11 protein-coding genes are annotated in these 16,675 nt (G+C 72.1%); 5 read left to right on the plus strand and 6 right to left on the minus strand.

Annotation, left to right across the window (positions count from 1 at the left end; translation table 11 throughout):
* Positions 1-115: 115 nt before the first annotated feature.
* A complete protein-coding gene (locus tag ABT336_RS05355) occupies positions 116-673 on the minus strand; it encodes a hypothetical protein (RefSeq protein ID WP_350895261.1) in 558 nt (185 codons plus the stop codon).
* Positions 674-806: 133 nt separating this feature from the next.
* On the opposite strand from ABT336_RS05355, the gene gatB reads away from it, so the two are divergent.
* Positions 807-2,303, plus strand: a complete 1,497-nt coding sequence (gatB, locus tag ABT336_RS05360; protein ID WP_350895262.1) for an Asp-tRNA(Asn)/Glu-tRNA(Gln) amidotransferase subunit GatB — start codon at positions 807-809, stop codon at positions 2,301-2,303.
* Between the two features lie 392 nt (positions 2,304-2,695).
* Here gatB and ABT336_RS05365 read toward each other — a convergent pair whose 3' ends face one another.
* A complete protein-coding gene (locus ABT336_RS05365) occupies positions 2,696-4,372 on the minus strand; it encodes a metallophosphoesterase (protein ID WP_350895263.1) in 1,677 nt (558 codons plus the stop codon).
* A gap of 152 nt (positions 4,373-4,524) precedes the next feature.
* Positions 4,525-5,694, minus strand: a complete 1,170-nt coding sequence (locus ABT336_RS05370) for a PQQ-dependent sugar dehydrogenase (RefSeq protein WP_350895285.1) — start codon at positions 5,692-5,694, stop codon at positions 4,525-4,527.
* A 70-nt stretch (positions 5,695-5,764) separates the two neighbouring features.
* On the opposite strand from ABT336_RS05370, the gene ABT336_RS05375 reads away from it, so the two are divergent.
* Entirely contained in the window at positions 5,765-6,691 is a 927-nt protein-coding gene (locus tag ABT336_RS05375) for a 2-hydroxyacid dehydrogenase (RefSeq protein WP_350895264.1), read from the plus strand.
* Here ABT336_RS05375 and ABT336_RS05380 read toward each other — a convergent pair.
* Positions 6,685-7,125 carry a PH domain-containing protein gene (locus ABT336_RS05380; protein WP_350895265.1) on the minus strand — a complete coding sequence of 147 codons (441 nt, stop codon included), beginning with the start codon at positions 7,123-7,125 and terminating at the stop codon, positions 6,685-6,687. The two genes, ABT336_RS05375 and ABT336_RS05380, sit on opposite strands and share 7 nt — an antisense overlap.
* Positions 7,126-7,315: 190 nt before the next feature.
* Between ABT336_RS05380 and ABT336_RS05385 the strand changes: the two genes are divergently transcribed.
* The gene (locus ABT336_RS05385) at positions 7,316-10,009 is read left to right on the plus strand and encodes an EAL domain-containing protein (RefSeq protein WP_350895266.1); all 2,694 of its coding nucleotides are present in this window, start codon (positions 7,316-7,318) and stop codon (positions 10,007-10,009) included.
* 6 nt (positions 10,010-10,015) lie between these two features.
* Here ABT336_RS05385 and ABT336_RS05390 read toward each other — a convergent pair whose 3' ends face one another.
* Complete coding sequence (locus ABT336_RS05390) at positions 10,016-11,035, minus strand: LacI family DNA-binding transcriptional regulator (protein ID WP_350895268.1); 1,020 nt, start codon at positions 11,033-11,035, stop codon at positions 10,016-10,018.
* Positions 11,036-11,299: 264 nt separating this feature from the next.
* Between ABT336_RS05390 and ABT336_RS05395 the strand changes: the two genes are divergently transcribed.
* Entirely contained in the window at positions 11,300-13,789 is a 2,490-nt protein-coding gene (locus tag ABT336_RS05395; protein WP_350895269.1) for a glycoside hydrolase family 2 protein, read from the plus strand.
* Here ABT336_RS05395 and ABT336_RS05400 read toward each other — a convergent pair.
* The gene (locus ABT336_RS05400; protein WP_502891110.1) at positions 13,782-14,489 is read right to left on the minus strand and encodes a formylglycine-generating enzyme family protein; all 708 of its coding nucleotides are present in this window, start codon (positions 14,487-14,489) and stop codon (positions 13,782-13,784) included. The two genes, ABT336_RS05395 and ABT336_RS05400, sit on opposite strands and share 8 nt — an antisense overlap.
* 156 nt (positions 14,490-14,645) lie before the next feature.
* Between ABT336_RS05400 and ABT336_RS05405 the strand changes: the two genes are divergently transcribed.
* Positions 14,646-16,655, plus strand: coding sequence for an FAD-dependent oxidoreductase (locus ABT336_RS05405; RefSeq protein WP_350895270.1), 2,010 nt, complete (start codon positions 14,646-14,648; stop codon positions 16,653-16,655).
* The last annotated feature ends 20 nt before the right edge of the window (positions 16,656-16,675 follow it).

Below are 16,675 nucleotides of genomic sequence, written 5' to 3' on the forward strand. Positions count from 1 at the left end.
CCCGACACCTTAGTTCTCATGATCGTTAGCTGTTGAGGGACACCTTGCCCGGCGTGTCGTGTCGGTGAACAGCCAACGATCATGAGCGATGCGGTGACCGCCACGATCCTGCGGATCAACGGGGGTCCGGCTGGGGCCGGTCGGTCAGGTATCGGCGGGCACGGACGACGGCGCGCCGCTGCGCCCCGGCCGCGACGAGCAGGGCCACGGCGACAGCCGCCCCGATGATCTGGGTGGAACCTCTCGTGCTGAGGTGGATCAGGCCGACTTGGAGAGCCACCATGGCGAGTTGCAGCCAGACGAGCCAGTGCTGTCGGGCCACTCCGGCGGCCTCCCGGCGGGCGAGTGCGTCGATCCGAGGATCGTTGGTGCCTCCGTCGCGGAGCGCCTGCCGCACCAGCCGGTGCGCGCTGGACGACGCTCGCCCGTCCCGTCGGGTGTGCCGGTGCAGGACGAGGGCCACCGCAGCGCCGATCGCCGCCGGCACCAGACTGATCCCCAGGGCGACCAGTAGCCTGTGAAGGTCCTGGTGGTCCTCCGCGCTGAAGTGGAAGCTGGCCAGGACAGGCAGGATGCCGACCAGGAACAGCGCCACGACGACCACGCCGAGCCAGCCGACGGTTCCGGATCGGGGCCTCCCGCCGGTCGGTGTGGGATCGTTGGGATTCGCCATGCGTCGATTCGTACCCCGGCCTGGGAGCGGTCACTCCGACGAGTCGGCGTGGTCGGGAAACCCGGCGGTGGCGTGGGGTGGGAACCCCATTAGGCTGGAACGGTTCTGTCCGGATCGCGCCTGGAGCGTCGCCATGACCACGACACTGCCCGCGTACGACGACGTCGTCGCGCGCTACGAGCCGGTGATCGGCCTGGAGACCCACGTCGAGCTGGGCACGAACACGAAGATGTTCTGTGGCTGCCCGACCGACTTCGGTGGGGAGCCCAACACCCGGGTCTGCCCGGTATGCCTGGGGCTGCCCGGCTCGCTGCCGGTGGCCAACAAGGCGGCGATCGAGGCGACGATCCGGATCGGGCTCGCCCTGAACTGCTCCATCGCCCAGTGGTGCCGGTTCGCCCGGAAGAACTACTTCTACCCGGACATGCCGAAGAACTTCCAGATCAGCCAGTACGACGAGCCGCTCTGCGTCGACGGGTACCTGGACGTCGAGGTGAACGGCGAGACGGTCCGCATCGGCATCGAGCGGGTGCACCTGGAGGAGGACACCGGCAAGACGCTGCACGTCGGCGGGGCCACCGGGCGGATCCACGGGGCGACCGAGTCGCTCGTCGACTACAACCGGGCCGGCATCCCGCTCGTGGAGATCGTCACCAAGCCGATCCCCGGCACCGCCGAGCTGGCCCCGGAGGTCGCCCGCGCGTACGTCACCGAGCTGCGTGACGTTCTGCGTTCGCTCGGCGTCTCCGACGTACGGATGGAGGAGGGGTCGCTGCGCTGCGACGTCAACACCTCCCTCAACCTGCCCGGCCAGGAGTGGGGCACCCGGACCGAGACCAAGAACGTCAACTCGCTGCGTTCGGTGGAGCGGGCGGTCCGCTCCGAGATGCTCCGCCAGGCGTCGGTGCTCGACGCGGGCGGCCGGATCACCCAGGAGACCCGGCACTTCCACGAGGACAGCGGGGACACCACCTCGGGCCGGTCGAAGGAGACCGCCACCGACTACAGGTACTTCCCGGAGCCGGACCTGGTTCCGCTCGCCCCGGACACCGCCTGGGTGGCCGAGCTGAAGGCCGCCCTGCCTGAGCTGCCCCGACTGCACCGCCGCCGGTTGCAGCAGGACTGGGGCCTGTCGGACCAGGACATGCAGTCGGTGTTGAACGCCGGTGCGGTCGAGCTGATCGAGGCCACCATCGCCGCCGGGGCCACCCCGGCCGCCGCCCGCAAGTGGTGGCTCGGTGAACTGTCGCGGCGGGCCAACGAGGCGGGTGTCGAGCTGGCCGACGTCGGGGCCACCCCGGGACAGGTCGCCGAGCTTCAGGGCCTGGTCGACGCGGGGAAGCTCAACGACAAGCTGGCCCGGACGGTCCTTGAGGGCGTGGTGGCCGGCGAGGGTACGCCGACCCAGATCATGACCAACCGGGGTCTGGAGGTCGTCTCCGACACCGGTGCCCTCACCGCCGCCGTGGACGAGGCGATCACCGCCAACCCGGACGTCGCCGACAAGATCCGCAGCGGAAAGGTCGCCGCGGCCGGAGCCCTGGTCGGGGCGGTCATGAAGACCACCCGTGGGCAGGCCGACGCCAAGACCGTACGCGAGCTGATCCTGTCCCGCCTCGGCGCGAGCTGACCCACCCGACGTCCCTACCGCCGTCGGCAGTCGGCCCCAGATAGTCGGCCCTCGGTAGTCGGCAGTCGGCCCTCGGTAGTCGGCCCTCGGTAGTCGGCCCTCGGTAGTCGGCCCCCGGTCCACCGGACCGGGGGCCGAGCCACGTCTGCTCTCCCCCGACAGTGGCACCTTTCGGTCCCCACCGGACCTTGGAAGGTTTCGGCCCCTATAGGGGCCACCCGCTTCCAAGATCTCCGGGTGACCCCCGGCGTGATCCGCGATCAAGATCTGGGGGTGACCTCCGGTGTGATCCGCGATCAAGATTTGGGGGTGACCTCCGGTGTGATCCGCGATCAAGATTTGGGGGTGACCTCCGGTGTGACCCGGGCCGCAGGCCCGGGTCACACCGGGAGTCAGCTGGTGGGGGTGGGGGTTGGGACGCTGGGGGTGGGCGTGGTGGGGGTCGGCGGGGTCGCCGTCGGGGTGGCCGGTTCGGGGCTGCGGGTGGGCGTGGGGGTGACCGGCAGGTTGGCCCCCGGGTCGGTGGGCTGGACAACGCGTCGTTCCAGGTTGACCTGCGCCTGGCCGGTGCCGCCGACGGTGATGTCGTCGTACGCCTGCAGCTTCTTCTCGTCGTCGAAGTAGAGCACCGACATGCTCAGCGGGGTGGGTTCCTCGCCTTCCAGCCCGCGCAGCCCGGCCCCGCCGGTGGACCCCTGGACCATCAGCGTGGTGGGCTGCTCCCCGGGCACCTCCGGCAGCATCGACACCTGGCGGTTGTGGGTGTGACCGGCCAGCACCAGGGGGCAGGTGCCCGACAGGGGGCCGGCTGCGGCCGGGTCGTGGATCAGGGCGATGTCCACGGGTCGGGGGGAGTTGCGGACCGTCTGGGCGAGCTGTTCGCCGTTGTCGATCAGCTCGTTGGCGCCGGAGCCGGTCAGGCCACCGGCGGCCGGGGCGGTGCTCTTGTCCGGGGTGAAACGGGGGTCCCCGATCCCGGCGATGGTCAGTCCGGCCACTGTGGTGGCCGAGTTGTCCAGGACGATGGCGTTGGGCTGCCGGGCCACCGCCGCCGACGTACGCCCCGAGTCGTGGTTGCCCCGGATGTAGACGTACGGCTTCTCCAACAGGGCGATGGAGCCGACGTAGTTGGCCTCCGGCTCGCTGCCCCAGTCGGTGATGTCCCCGGTGTCGATCACCACGTCGACGCTGAACTGCTCGACGACGGTCCGGATGAGCTGCCAGCCGGTCGGGTTGAGGTGCATGTCCGAGACGTGCAGGACCCGGGTGGTACCGGGCTCCGGCTCGTACACGGGAAGGGCGGAGACCGTGGTGTAGAGCTGGCTGACGTTGCCGACGAGCCGCTTGAGCTGCTCGGCGTACTTGGTGTAGTCGTTGGCGATCTTGCGGGCGTCACCGACGATCGCCGGAGCGTTGACGAGCAGTCCCTCGTACCGTGGCTCCTCGATCGACTGCGGTCGGAGGGTGAGCGCGGCGGTGCCGAGGCTGCCGGCGGCGACAGCCAACGCCAGCGCTCCCGCCGCTGCGGTCCGCCGGGTGTCCCGGAAGATCAGGAAGGCCAGGATCAGGGTGACCAGGACGACAGCGGCCACCGTACGCAGGCCGAGCCGGACGACGCCGTCGCGGACGTCGTCGACGGCGGACTGGCTGGCCCGGGCGATGCTTGCCGGGTCGTCGATGAGTGCCTGGGTCCGGGTCTGGTCCAGCGACCCCAGCTCGACTGTGAGGTGGGTGGGGCCGCTGTGGCTGTCCAGCAGCAGGGAGCCGAGCGGGGGGATGTCGACGCTGGTGCCCCCGGCTGTCGACGGGGTCAGGCTCAGCTCGGCCCGGAACGGGCCGATGTCGGTCCTGACCTGCCCGCCGGCCAGGGTGCCGAGGAACACTCCGGTGAGGGCCACGGCGACCACGGCCAGGGCCACGCCCAGTCGGCGCAGCCGACGGCGTCGGTCCGATGTCAGCCCGTCCGGCCGGTCGGTCCGGCCCGATCGTGGTATCCACCGACGGAAGCCCGTCGTGTTCCGGGCATCGGTGTCCCGGGTCCTGTCCTTGTCGTTCCCCTGGCCGTCCATGATGAGATTCTGACCTGCCCGTTGAAAGATCTTGGCAAACCGGCGTCACCGGTTCCGACGAATCCGTCTCACCGGTCCCGGTGGTCCCACTGGCCCGCCTGGCACCCCGTCGCCTCGGACGTCTTCTTCGCCCCACCGGACGTACCGGGTCGTCAACTGCGTCCGGCCCCACCGTCGGCGAGGACCAGTCGCAGGATCCGGTCGTCCTCGGGGGCCGGTTCGCCCCGCCCGTCGTGGTTCGAGGTGCTCACCCAGATCGAGCCGTCCGGGGCGGCGACGGCCGCCCGGAGGCGCCCGTACCGGCCGGTGAGCACCTCACGGGGCTGGCCGAGGACGGTTCCCGCCTCGGTCGTCTCCACCAGCCAGACCCGTTCCCCGCGCAGGCAGGCCGTGGCGAGCAGCTGTTCGGTGACGGCGAGACCGGAGCAGGACGCCTCCCCGGTGGGCCACTGCACGATCGGGTCGGCGTACCTGTCGTCGTCGGAGCGGCCCTCGACCGTGGGCCAGCCGTAGTTGCCGTTCCTGGTGATCTGGTTGATCTCGTCCCAGGTGTTCTGACCGAACTCGACGGCGAACATCCGCTTCCCGGCGTCCCAGCCGAAGCCCTGCACGTTGCGGTGCCCCAGGGACCAGACCGGCGAATCTGCCCGGGGGTTGCCCGGTGCCGGCTTGCCGTCCCGGGTGATCCGCAGGATCTTCCCGCCGAGGCTGTCGCGGTCCTGCGACAGCGCCCGGTCACCGGCGTCCCCGGTGCTGGCGTAGAGGTGACCGTCCGGTCCGAAGCCGAGGCCGCCGCCGTTGTGGATGTTGGCCTTGGGGATGCCGGTGAGGATCGGGGCGGGTCGGCCCCCGAGCTCCATCCGGGCGATCCGGTTGTCCCGTTCGGTGGTGTAGTACACGAAGACCGTCCGGTCCCGCTGGTAGTCGGGAGAGACGGCGATGCCGTGCAGCCCTCCCTCGCCCCCCGGGGCGACGTCCGCGACGGTCTGCACCACCGACACGGTCAGCCCCTCCGGCCCCGACTCCGGGCCGACCTGGAGGATGCGTCCGCTGTCGCGTTCGGTGACCAGCGCGCCGCCGTCGGGCAGGAAGGCGATCGCCCACGGCACCCGCAGCCCCTTGGCCAGGACGGTCGCCACCACCTGCGTCTCGCCCCCACCCGGGTCGGCGCTCGCCGACGGGGTGGGCAGGTTGGGCGGCTGACCGGCCGGGTCCGGCTCCGGCTCGCCGAAGCTGCAACCCGCGAGCACCAACACCGCGCAGGAGGCCACGGCAGCAGCGCGGAGCCGACCGGTGCGGAGGTACGACGGGGTACGGGCCATCACCCGCCCCAGCCTAGTCGCCGGGCATCCGCCCGGCGGGACCCGGCGGGGCGGACTATCGTCGGCTGACGTGAAGGTCTGGATTCCCCACCCCGCCGGCCGTGACCTCCTCGGTGACCTGCCGGAGGGGATCACCGTCGAGGTGTTCGACGACCCCCGTGAGCTCCCGTCCGACCCGACAGGGGTCCGGTTCTGGGTGCCGCCCTTCCTCAGCGGCGACGCGGCCTCGGCGGTGTTGGCGCGCCTGCCCGACCTGGCGGCGGTGCAGCTGCTCTCGGCCGGTGCCGACGCCTGGGTGGGGAGAGTTCCCGACGGGGTGACCCTCTGCGACGCCCGGGGGGTCCACGACTCGGGCACCGCCGAGTGGGTGGTCGCCGCCATCCTGTCCCAGCTGCGCGCCTTCCCGGCCCTGGCCCGCGCGCAGGCCGGCCGACAGTGGGCGTACGACGAGGTCACCCCGACCGACGAGCTGGCCGGCAAACGGGTCCTGATCGTGGGTGCCGGGTCGATCGGCGCGGCGGTCCAGGCCCGGCTGGCCCCCTTCGAGGTCACCTTCACCCTGGTCGCCCGGACGGCCCGCCCCGACCAGGGGGTCCACGGTGTCGACGAGCTGCCCGCCCTGCTGCCCTCCGCCGACGTGGTGGTGGTGATCGTGCCGTTGACCCCGCAGACCCGGGGCCTGGTCGACGAGGCGTTCCTCGCCGCGCTGCCGGACGGGGCGCTGGTGGTCAACGCCGCCCGGGGGCCGGTGGCCCGGACCGACGCCCTGGTGGCCGAGCTGACCACCGGGCGGATCTCGGCGGCGCTGGACGTCACCGACCCGGAGCCGCTGCCCGCCGACCATCCGCTCTGGGAACTGCCGAACGTCCTGTTGACGCCGCACGTGGCCGGTTCGGTACGCGGGCTGCTGCCTCGGGCGTACAAGCTGGTGGGGGCTCAGGTACGGCGCTTCTCCGCCGGGGAACCGTTGGTCAACGAGGTGGTCGGGGGCTACTGAGCGGGAGGCTTCCCGTCGGTCCCCTCGTCGGGGGCGGGGTCGCTGCGCTCGGCCGCCGGAGTCTCCTCCTCGGCGGTGGGCGGGTCGGTGACCGCCACCAGTCTGGGCAGGTCGACGCCGCGGACGGCGGGCAGCGCGAACACGGTGCCGTCGTCGAGGCGTACCGCGCCCCGGCCGCGTTGGTCGGGGAAGAGTTCGGCCACCCGGTCCCAGGCGATCCTGCGCCGCCCGACGAGACCCTGTAGGCGCAGCTCCCGGGCATCGGCGTGGGTGCCGGCCCGCCAGCCCCACAGCACCACGGCGAGCGGCACCAGCAGGACCGGGGACAGGTACCAGTGGGCGCAGGCCAGGGGCAGCGCCCCGATCGTCGCCACGCCTGCGGCGGCCACCATGGCCTGGCTGTGCCGGAAGTGGACAGTGTCGAAACGACTCACCCCCCGATGGTCCCACCCGGCCCCGATCCGGCCTGAGTCGGGCGGCGGTTCCCCCGGAACCCCCGTCGACAGTGACGTGCATCACGGCATTCGTCGCGCTCGGGGCGTAACCCGCGACGGATCGGGTCGTTCGGCCGATCAGTGGCGGTCCCACACCGCCCCGCCCCGTGCCCCCTCCACGAAGGCGACAGTGCCTGTGCTGCTCTCCACCCGCGTGCTGCGTACCCTCCCGACCTCCCGACCCTCGGCCGATCTCGTCGTACTCAGCGGCGGGCTCCTCGTCGTCGTCGCCGGGACCGCCGCCCTGGTCCCCGTGCCGGTGGCGGTCGCGCTCGGCGGGATCCTGGCCGCTGCCTCGGCCGTCCTGCGCCTCGGCCGACCGTCAGGGGTGTACCGCCCGGCGGTCCTGCTCGACGCCGCCGTCCTGGCGGCCGGTTCGACAGCCGTCCTGACCGCCCTCGTCCCGGTGCAGCACCGGGCCGTCGCCGCGACGCTCGGCCTGGCGGTCTCCGCCGGTCTGTTCGGGGCGGGACTGCACCTGCTGCCCGGCAGGACCGACCCACAGTGGCCGGAGTGGGTCCGAACCCTGGCCGAACCGTCGGTGGCCTCGGTCGGACTCTGCTTCACGGTCTGGGTGCTGTTACCCGACGGGGTGCCGCAGCCGGTCCGGTTGCCCGCAGCCGTCGTCGCCGGTCTGCTCGCCGTGTCGGCACTGACCGTGCTGACCGGCCGGTACCCGCGCTTCGCCGCCACCTGTCGGGGCGGGGCGCTGCTGACCCTGCTCGGGCAGGTCGTCCTGGTGGCCACCCTGGCCGCGCCGGAGGCCGACCGGTCGCCGGTGGTGGCGATGGCGGCGCTGCTGGTCGGGGCGGTGGTGACCTCGGTCGGGGTCCGGCAGGCGACCGACGCCGGCTCGGCGGGCACCCTCGCCCCGGACCGGACGCGGGTCCGCGCCGTCGTCCCGGCGGTGGTGGTCCTGACCGTCGGAGGCCACTACTTCGCCACAGTGGAGGCGATCGAACCGACGGTCTACTTCTTCGGGCTGGCCGTCGTGCCCCCGCTCGTGCTCCGGGAGTTGATCCGCACCGCCGACCGGTGTCGGCAGGGCACCGACCGGGCCGAGGGGACCGCCCGGGTGCACGCCCTGGTGGCCGGTGGACGGGACCTCGTCCTGCTCCTCGACGCCGACCAGCGGGTGATCTGGCAGTCCCCGGCCGGTCCGCGGCTGTTCGGCCTCGCCGACACCGCCGTCGTCGGGCGGCTGCTGCGGGACCTGGTCCACCCCGACGACGTGGCGCGGGTTGCCGCCCGGCTCGCCTCGGTCGAGGGCGAGAACGACGGGGGTCTGCTGATGGCCCGCCTCACCGACGGTCGGGGTGGCTGGCGGGAGACCGAGTCGACAGTCAGCGACCAGCGCAGCGTGCCCGAACTGGGTGCGCTGGTCCTGCACGTACGAGACGTGGGGGACTGCCGTCGACTGGAGCAGCGGGTCCTGCAACTCGCCGTCACCGACCAGCTGACCGGGGTGGCCAACCGGTGTGCGTTGTTGGGGGCCGTCGCCGAGCTGCACCAGGGGAACCTGCCTACCGAGTGGACCGAGGCGACCGGGGAACCCGAAGCCCGGCCGATCCGCCCTCGGCCGCCCGGGACGTCGTGGCCGACCGGGCCACAGCCCGTCGGGGCGCTGCTCATCGTGGAACTGCACGGGCTCAGCGGGGTCAACGACGGCCAGGGTCGGGCGGCCGGTGACGGGGTGTTGATCGAGGCGGCCCGTCGGCTGCGTACCGCCGCCGGTCCCCAGGACCTGGTAGCCCGACTGACCGGTGACGAGTTCGCGGTCCTCACCCCGGTCGGGCCGGTGCCCGCGTACGCTCTGGCCACCCGGATGTTGACGGCCCTGAGCGAGCCGTACCGGCTGGATCCCGAACCGGCCGACCAGGGCGACGCCGGTCCCGAGGTCCGGTTGCAGCACAGCATCGGGCTCGCCGAGATCGACGGCGGGGATCCGGACGGCGTCCTGCGCCAGGCCGACCTGGCCCGCCGTCGGGCCGCGCAACTCGGTCGGGACCGCATCGAGTGGTACGACGAGGAACTCGAACAGCAACTCCTGCGCCGGCTGGAGCTGGAGCGGGGGTTGCCCGGGGCGGCGGCCCGGGGCGAACTGGACCTGGTCTACCAACCCGTCCTCGACCTCACCGACCGGTCGCCGGTGGGGGTGGAGGCGCTGGTGCGCTGGCGCAGCCCCGAGTTGGGTACGGTGCTGCCCGGGGAGTTGCTGCCGGTGGCGCAGACCCGGGGGCTGATGGGTGAGCTCGGCCGTTGGGTGCTCACCCGGGCCTGCCGACAGCTCGCCGACTGGACGGCGACGGGGGCCACGCTCTGGGTGGCGGTCAACGTCACCTCCGAGGAGTTGCTGGCCCCGGAGTTCGTCAGGCACCTCTGCGCGGTCCTGGCCGAGTACGGCCTGCCCGCCGACCGGCTGCTCGTGGAGATCTCCGAGCCGCAGCTGCCCGGCGACGAGGGTGCCGTGGCCGCCCGCCTGGGGGAGCTACGGGCGATCGGGGTGCAGACCGCGTTGGACGACTTCCGCACCGAGCACGCCTCGTTGAGTAACCTGCGTCGGCTCCCCCTCGACCTGTTGAAGATCAGCCCGGATCCGGACGGGGCCGACCAGACCCTCCTCGACGTCCTGGTCGGCCTGGGTGACCGCCTCGGCCTGACAGTGGTCGCCGAGGGGTTGGAGTCGATGGAACAGGTGGGCGACGCGCGGCGTTCCGGGTGCCGCTACGGGCAGGGCTACGCGTTGGCCCGCCCCGCCACCGCCGAACGGGTGGAGGCGTACTTCGAGGAACGTTCCGGAGGATCCGACGGCACCGACGACTGAACCGGTTCAGGGGGTTCGGGGCGGGGCGGTGCTGCCCCGGGGGGTCAGGTGGGCCGTCTCGTCCTGGGCCCCGGTCGCCGGTCCGCCGGCGATCACCGCCAGCAGTGCCCGGGCGGCGTGCGCCCCGTACGCCGGGATGTCCCGCCCGAGCGCCGTCAACGGCGGGTGGACCAGTCGACACAGCGGCGAGTCGTCCCAGGCCACGATGGACAGGTCGGCCGGGACCGACAACCCCATCTCCTGGGCCACCGAGAGCCCGGCGATCGCCATCACGTCGTTGTCGTAGATCACCGCGCTGGGGCGGTCGGCGGCGCTCAACAGCCGACGGGTCGCCCGCGCCCCCTCCTCGCCTGTGTAGTCGGCCCAGACGGTCACCGGGGCGGTCAGGCCCGACTGGCGACACACCTCGTCGAAGGCCTCGGTGCGGACCCGGGTGTGCAGCAGCGACGCCAGCCCGGCGACCCGGGCGATCCGTCGGTGCCCGAGGGCGACCAGGTACTCCACCGCCTCGACGAGGGCTGCCGCGTCGTCGGACCAGACGTGGGCCAGGCCCCCGGTCCGGGCGGGTCCGCCGATCACCACCGCCGGGAGTTGCAGGTCCCGCAGGGCGGGCACCCGGCGGTCGTCGATGCGCAGGTCACAGACGAGGACCCCGTCGACCCGCCGCTCGGCCCACCACCGTCGGTACACGGCGATCTCGGCGTCCGGGTCGGCCACCACCTGAAGGGTCAGCGCGTACGACCGGGCGGAGAGTTCGGCCTCCACCCCGCTGATCAGCTCCATGAAGAACGGTTCGATGCCGAGGGTCCGGGCCGGTCGGCACAGGGCCAGGCCGACGGCGTTGGCGGTGGCCCCGGAGAGGGCCCGTGCGGCGCTGCTGGGGCTGAACCCGATCTCGGCGGCGATGTCCAGGATCCGTCGACGGGTCGCCTCGGAGACGCCGGGCTGGCCGTTGAGGGCGTACGAGACGGCACCCTTGGACACCCCGGCCCGCCGGGCGACGTCGGCGATCGTCGGCCGCTTCACCCAGGGGCCTCCTCCCGTGCTTCGGTGTTCGACCACTCACGCTACTTCACCCGGACCTTTTGATGATCACCCATGGGGCGGTGCCGTCGGTGGGCCCGATCGATCGACGATGATCTGTGGCGTTGACACTCCACGGAGGTGCCCGTACGGTGGCCTGACTTATCCGGTTCAGTCAGTGTTCATCAATGTATGGAGCGTTTCGGTGTCGGCTGTGGTCGGGGGCCGGCAGATCGTGCGCGGAATCATGGAAGGTGCCGTCAAGTCATGATCCAGCAGAACCTGCACGACGGGTGGACGGTGCGGGCCGTACCCGGCACCGAACCGGTCCCCGCCGAGATCGTCGACCGGACCGTCCCGGCCGGCGTCCCCGGGTGCGTGCACACCGACCTGCTCGCCGCCGGGCTGATCGACGACCCGTACCTCGACGACAACGAGGTCCGGCTTGGTTGGATCGGGCACACCGACTGGACGTACACCACCATGGTCGACTGGCGGCCCGGCGACGACGACCGGGTCGACCTGGTCTGCGCCGGGCTCGACACGGTGGCCACCGTCACCGTCAACGACGTCGAGGTCGGCCGGGCCGAGAACCAGCACCGGAGCTACCGGTTCGACGTCGGCTCGGTGCTGCGACCGGGCGAGAACACCGTCGCGGTACGCCTCGACTCCGCCTACCGGTACGCCGAGGGGCACCGGGACCGCCTCGGTGACCTGCCGAACGCGTACCCGGAGCCGTTCAACTTCATCCGGAAGACGGCCTGCAACTTCGGCTGGGACTGGGGACCGACAGTGGTCACCGCCGGCATCTGGCAGCCCATCGGGCTGCACCGCTGGTCCACCGCCCGGCTGGCGACGGTCCGGCCCGTGGTGACGGTCACCGGTGCCGGTGCCGGTGCCGGTGCCGGTGGTGCCCGGGGCGGCGGTGCCGGTGCCGACGTCGGGCGGGTGGAGCTGCACGTCGCAGTGGAACGCGTCGCCGACGTCCCGCTGACCGTCCGGGCGACGATCGCCGACGTCACCGCCGACGTCACCGTCCCCGCCGGCCAGGACACCGCGGTAGTGGCCGTGACCGTCCCCGACGTCAGACGGTGGTGGCCCAGGGGGTACGGCGAGCCGCACCGGTACCCGCTGACGGTCACCCTCCACGACCCGGCCGGGACGGTCCTCGACGAGTGGTCCCGGCAGGTCGGGTTCCGGACCGTCACCCTGGACACCACCCCCGACGCCCACGGGACCCCGTTCACCCTCGTCGTCAACGACCTCCCGATCTTCGTCAGGGGGGTGAACTGGATCCCCGACGACGCGTTCGCCGGCCGGGTCACCCCGGACCGGCTCGCCCACCGGTTCGACCAGGCGATCGGGGCGAACATCAACCTCCTGCGGGTCTGGGGCGGGGGCAGGTACGAATCGGAGGACTTCTACGACCTCGCCGACTCCCTCGGACTCCTGGTGCAGCAGGACTTCCTGTTCGCCTGCGCGGCCTACCCGGAGGAGGAACCCTTCGCCACCGAGGTCGCCGCCGAGGCGGCCGAGCAGGTGACCCGGCTGTCGACGCATCCGTCACTGGTGCTCTGGACCGGCAACAACGAGAACATCTGGGGCTGGCACGACTGGGGCTGGCAGGAACAGCTCGCCGGACGGACCTGGGGCCGGGGGTACTACCTGGACCTGCTGCCCCGGATCGTCGCCGAACTGGACCCGACCCGCCCCTACTGGCCGGGGAGCCCCTGGTCGGGGCGGGAGGACCTGCACCCCAACGACCCGGCCCACGGCACCATGCACATCTGGGACGTCTGGAACACCCACGACTACACCAGATACCGGGAGTACGTCCCCCGGTTCCTCGCCGAGTTCGGCTACCAGGCACCCCCGGCGTACGCGACACTGCGCCGCGCCCTCACCGACCAGCCGCTCGCCCCCGACTCACCCGGAATGGCCCACCACCAGAAGGCGGCCGACGGGGACCGGAAACTCCAGCGGGGGCTCGACGCCCACCTGCCCGCCCCGACCGACTTCGACAGGTGGCACTACCTCACCCAGCTCAACCAGGCCCGCGCCATCCAACTGGGGGTGGAGCACTTCCGCTCACACCGGGGCGTCTGCATGGGCACCATCGTCTGGCAGCTCAACGACTGCTGGCCTGTGACCTCCTGGTCGGCGATCGACGGGGACGGCCGCCGCAAACCCCTGTGGTACGCGCTGCGCCGCGCGTACGCCGACCGGCTGTTGACGGTCCAGCCCCGTGACGGTGCGCCGGCAGTGGTAGCAGTCAACGACACCGGGCGGCCGTGGCGGGGCACCTCGACGGTCACCCGGGTCACCCTGGACGGCGAGATCCGGGCGAAGACGACGACCGAGGTGGACGTGCCGGCGTACTCGGTGGTGACGGTGCCGCTCCCGGCGGAGCTGACCCGACCCGACAGGGCCACCGCGGAACTCCTCGTCGCCGAGGCGGGGGAGGGCGTCGACCGGGCACTGTGGTTCTTCGCCGAGGACCGGGACGTGACCTGGCCGACGGCGGACTTCGACAGCACCGTCGAACGCGTCGACGGCGGCGTACGGGTCCGGGTCACCGCCCGGACCGTCCTGCGTGACCTGACCCTCTACCCGGACCGTCTCCACCCGGACGCCGAGGTCGACGACGCCCTGGTGACCCTCCTGCCCGGTGAGACGGCGACGTTCACCGTGCACGCTCCGGTCCCCCTGGACGGCGCCGCCCTCACCACCCGCCCCACCCTCGACACCGTCAACTGACGTGAGGAAGGGGGACCGACCGGGCCACCCGGAAGCCGAGGTCGTCGATCCGGAGCGTCGGATGACTGCGCCGTCGCACCGAGGCGCGGCAGCTCCAGTGCTCGTCGAACCAACCGCCGCCACGCAGCACCCGGTACGTGCCGTACACCTCGGCGTCGTAGACGTCCCAGCACCACTCCCAGACGTTGCCGAGCAGGTCGAACAGGCCCCACGAGTTGGGGCGGAGGCCACCCACCTCGTGGCTGCGCTCGCCGGAGTTCCCCCGGTACCAGGCGATCTCGTCGAGAGGCCCGTACCGGGGTCCGGTGGTGCCGGCCCGGCAGGCGTGCTCCCATTCGGCCTCCGTCGGCAGCCGGTACCCGTCGGCCGCCGGATCCCACGCCACTCCCGAGCCGTCGTCGTCGCCGTCGTCGGTCCCGCCCTCGATCCGGTACGCCGGCGTCAGCCCCTCGATCTCGGAGAGCAGGTTGCAGTAGTGGACGGCGTCCGGCCACGACACACTCTCCACAGGCAGGTGCTCACCCTGCGCCCCACTCGGGTGGGTGCCGGTCACCGCCGCGTACTGGGCCTGGGTGGTGGACACTGCGGCGAGGGCGAACGCCGCGACCTCGACCGACCAGCTCGTCTGCGTACGCCGATCCGACAACGTCACAGTCCCCGCCGGTACGGTGATCATCTGTCGTCCCCCGTTGGTCTGCACCGGGACACGATAGGTCGAAGAGCCCCGGGGGCCGCCACGGCGGGCGCGGTCGGCGTGGACAGGCGGTCTTGACACATCCGTGGTTATCCACAAGGGTCGATGGTGGGCTCGGAGCCCCTCCCGGGCCGCACCCCTGTCGCCCGGGAGGCACCCCCGATGTCGCCTGCCCTCACCCGTCGTCACCTGCTGCGCCTCGGTGGCGTGACCCTCCTGGTCACGGGCACCTCCGGGTGGAGTCTTCCCGCCCTGGCCGCCACCACTGTCAGCGCCGACCTGGTCGTCTACGGGGCCACCTCCGCCGGGATCGTCGCCGCCGTACAGATGCGCCGGATGGGCCGGACCGCGGTGATCATCGATCCCGGGCAGCACGTGGGAGGGCTCACCACCGGCGGGTTGGGGGCCACCGACAGCGGGACCAGCGCCTCAATCGGGGGTCTGGCCGCAGAGTTCTACCGCCGGGTGCAGGTCAAGTACGTTCCGGGACCGGTCACCCCCGCCACCCCGCTGCGGCTCAGCTTCGAACCGCACGTCGCCGCCGAGGTCTTCGACGACCTCCTCACCGAGTACGCCATCCCGGTGTACCTGGGGGTCCGGCTCGCCGGTGTGGACCGGTCCGGTAACCGGATCACCGGGCTGACCGGGGCGAACGGGCAGCACTTCACCGGCCCGATGTTCCTCGACGCCTCCTACGAGGGGGACCTGATGGCGCTGGCCGGGGTGAGCCACACCGTCGGCCGGGAGGCCAACTCGGTGTACGGGGAGACAGTCAACGGCACCCAACTCCGTACCGGGCACCAGTTCACGCTGCCCGTCGACCCGTACCGCACCCCCGGCAGCGCGGTCAGCGGCCTGCTGCCCGGGATCTCCGGTACCCCGGTCGCCCCCAACGGCACCGGGGACGACCTGATCCAGGCGTACAACTTCCGGATGTGCCTGACCAGGGCGGCCGACCGGATTCCCTTCACCCCACCGGCGGGGTACGACCCGGCCGACTACGAGCTGCTGCACCGCTACGTCCAGGCCGGTTTCGCCGGACCCTTCTTCACCACCCACAACGTCGGGGGCGGCAAGACCGACTCCAACAACCACGGGGCCTTCTCCACCGACTTCATCGCGGCCAACCACGGGTATCCCACCGCCGGATGGGCCCAGCGGGAGAGCATCGTCGCCGAACACCTGCGGTACCAGCAGGGGTTGATGTGGTTCCTGGCCACCGACCCCCGGCTACCGGCGAGCATCCGGACCGCGACCGCCGCCTGGGGCCTGGCCCCCGACGAGTTCACCGCCACCGGTGGCTGGTCCCCCCAGTTGTACGTCCGGGAGGCCCGCCGCATGATCTCCGGGTACGTGATGACCGAGCGGGACTGTCGGGGCTCCGGGCAGGTGTCCGATCCGGTGGGGCTGGCCAGCTACACGATGGACTCGCACAACTGCCAACGGGTCGTGGTGAACGGGGTGGTCCGCAACGAGGGGGACGTCCAGGTCGGAGTCCCCGGCCCCTACCCGGTGGCGTACCGGTCGATCGTCCCCACCGAGGCCCAGTGCGCCAACCTGCTGGTGCCGGTCTGCCTCTCGGCCAGCCACATCGCCTACGGCAGCATCCGAATGGAACCGGTCTTCATGATCCTCGCCCAGTCCGCCGCCACGGCCGCCGTCCTGGCCATCGAGTCCGGGCAGTCGGTCCAGCAGGTGGACCCGGCGGCCCTCCAGACCCGGCTGCGTCAGGACGGGCAGATCCTGACCTGGCCCCCCGGCGGCGAGGGGGCTGTCACAGTGGACAACGCCGGACTCGGGGTCACCCGGGGCGGCACCTGGCTGGCCAGCACCGCCATCGGGGGCTACCTCGGGGCGAACTACGAGCACGACGACAACACCGGCAAGGGGCAGACCTGGATGCGGTTCACCCCCACCCTGCCCAGCTCCGGCACCTGGACGGTCTACCTGCGCTGGACCGCCAACGCCAACCGGGCGGCGAACGTCCCCGTCGACATCGCCCACGCCGACGGGGTCACCACCCGTGCCGTCGACCAGCGCTCCTCCGGCAGTCAGTGGGTCGCCCTGGGCACCTACCCCTTCACCGCCGGTACGGCAGGCAGCGTGCTGATCCGCACCGGCGGCACCACCGGGTACGTCGTCGCCGACGGAGTCCGCTTCGACCCCGCCTGACTACCCCAGTGGTGGTGAAC

This window comes from Micromonospora sp. NPDC000207, assembly GCF_040300925.1.
Classification (GTDB): domain Bacteria; phylum Actinomycetota; class Actinomycetes; order Mycobacteriales; family Micromonosporaceae; genus Micromonospora.

Excerpts from the sequence above, each read along its gene's own strand:
- ABT336_RS05370 (WP_350895285.1), bottom strand. The coding sequence starts at position 5,694 with ATGGCCCGTACCCCGTCGTACCTCCGCACCGGTCGGCTCCGCGCTGCT.
- gatB (WP_350895262.1), top strand. The coding sequence starts at position 807 with ATGACCACGACACTGCCCGCGTACGACGACGTCGTCGCGCGCTACGAG.
- ABT336_RS05355 (WP_350895261.1), bottom strand. The coding sequence starts at position 673 with ATGGCGAATCCCAACGATCCCACACCGACCGGCGGGAGGCCCCGATCC.
- ABT336_RS05365 (WP_350895263.1), bottom strand. The coding sequence starts at position 4,372 with ATGGACGGCCAGGGGAACGACAAGGACAGGACCCGGGACACCGATGCC.
- ABT336_RS05405 (WP_350895270.1), top strand. The coding sequence starts at position 14,646 with ATGTCGCCTGCCCTCACCCGTCGTCACCTGCTGCGCCTCGGTGGCGTG.
- ABT336_RS05395 (WP_350895269.1), top strand. The coding sequence starts at position 11,300 with ATGATCCAGCAGAACCTGCACGACGGGTGGACGGTGCGGGCCGTACCC.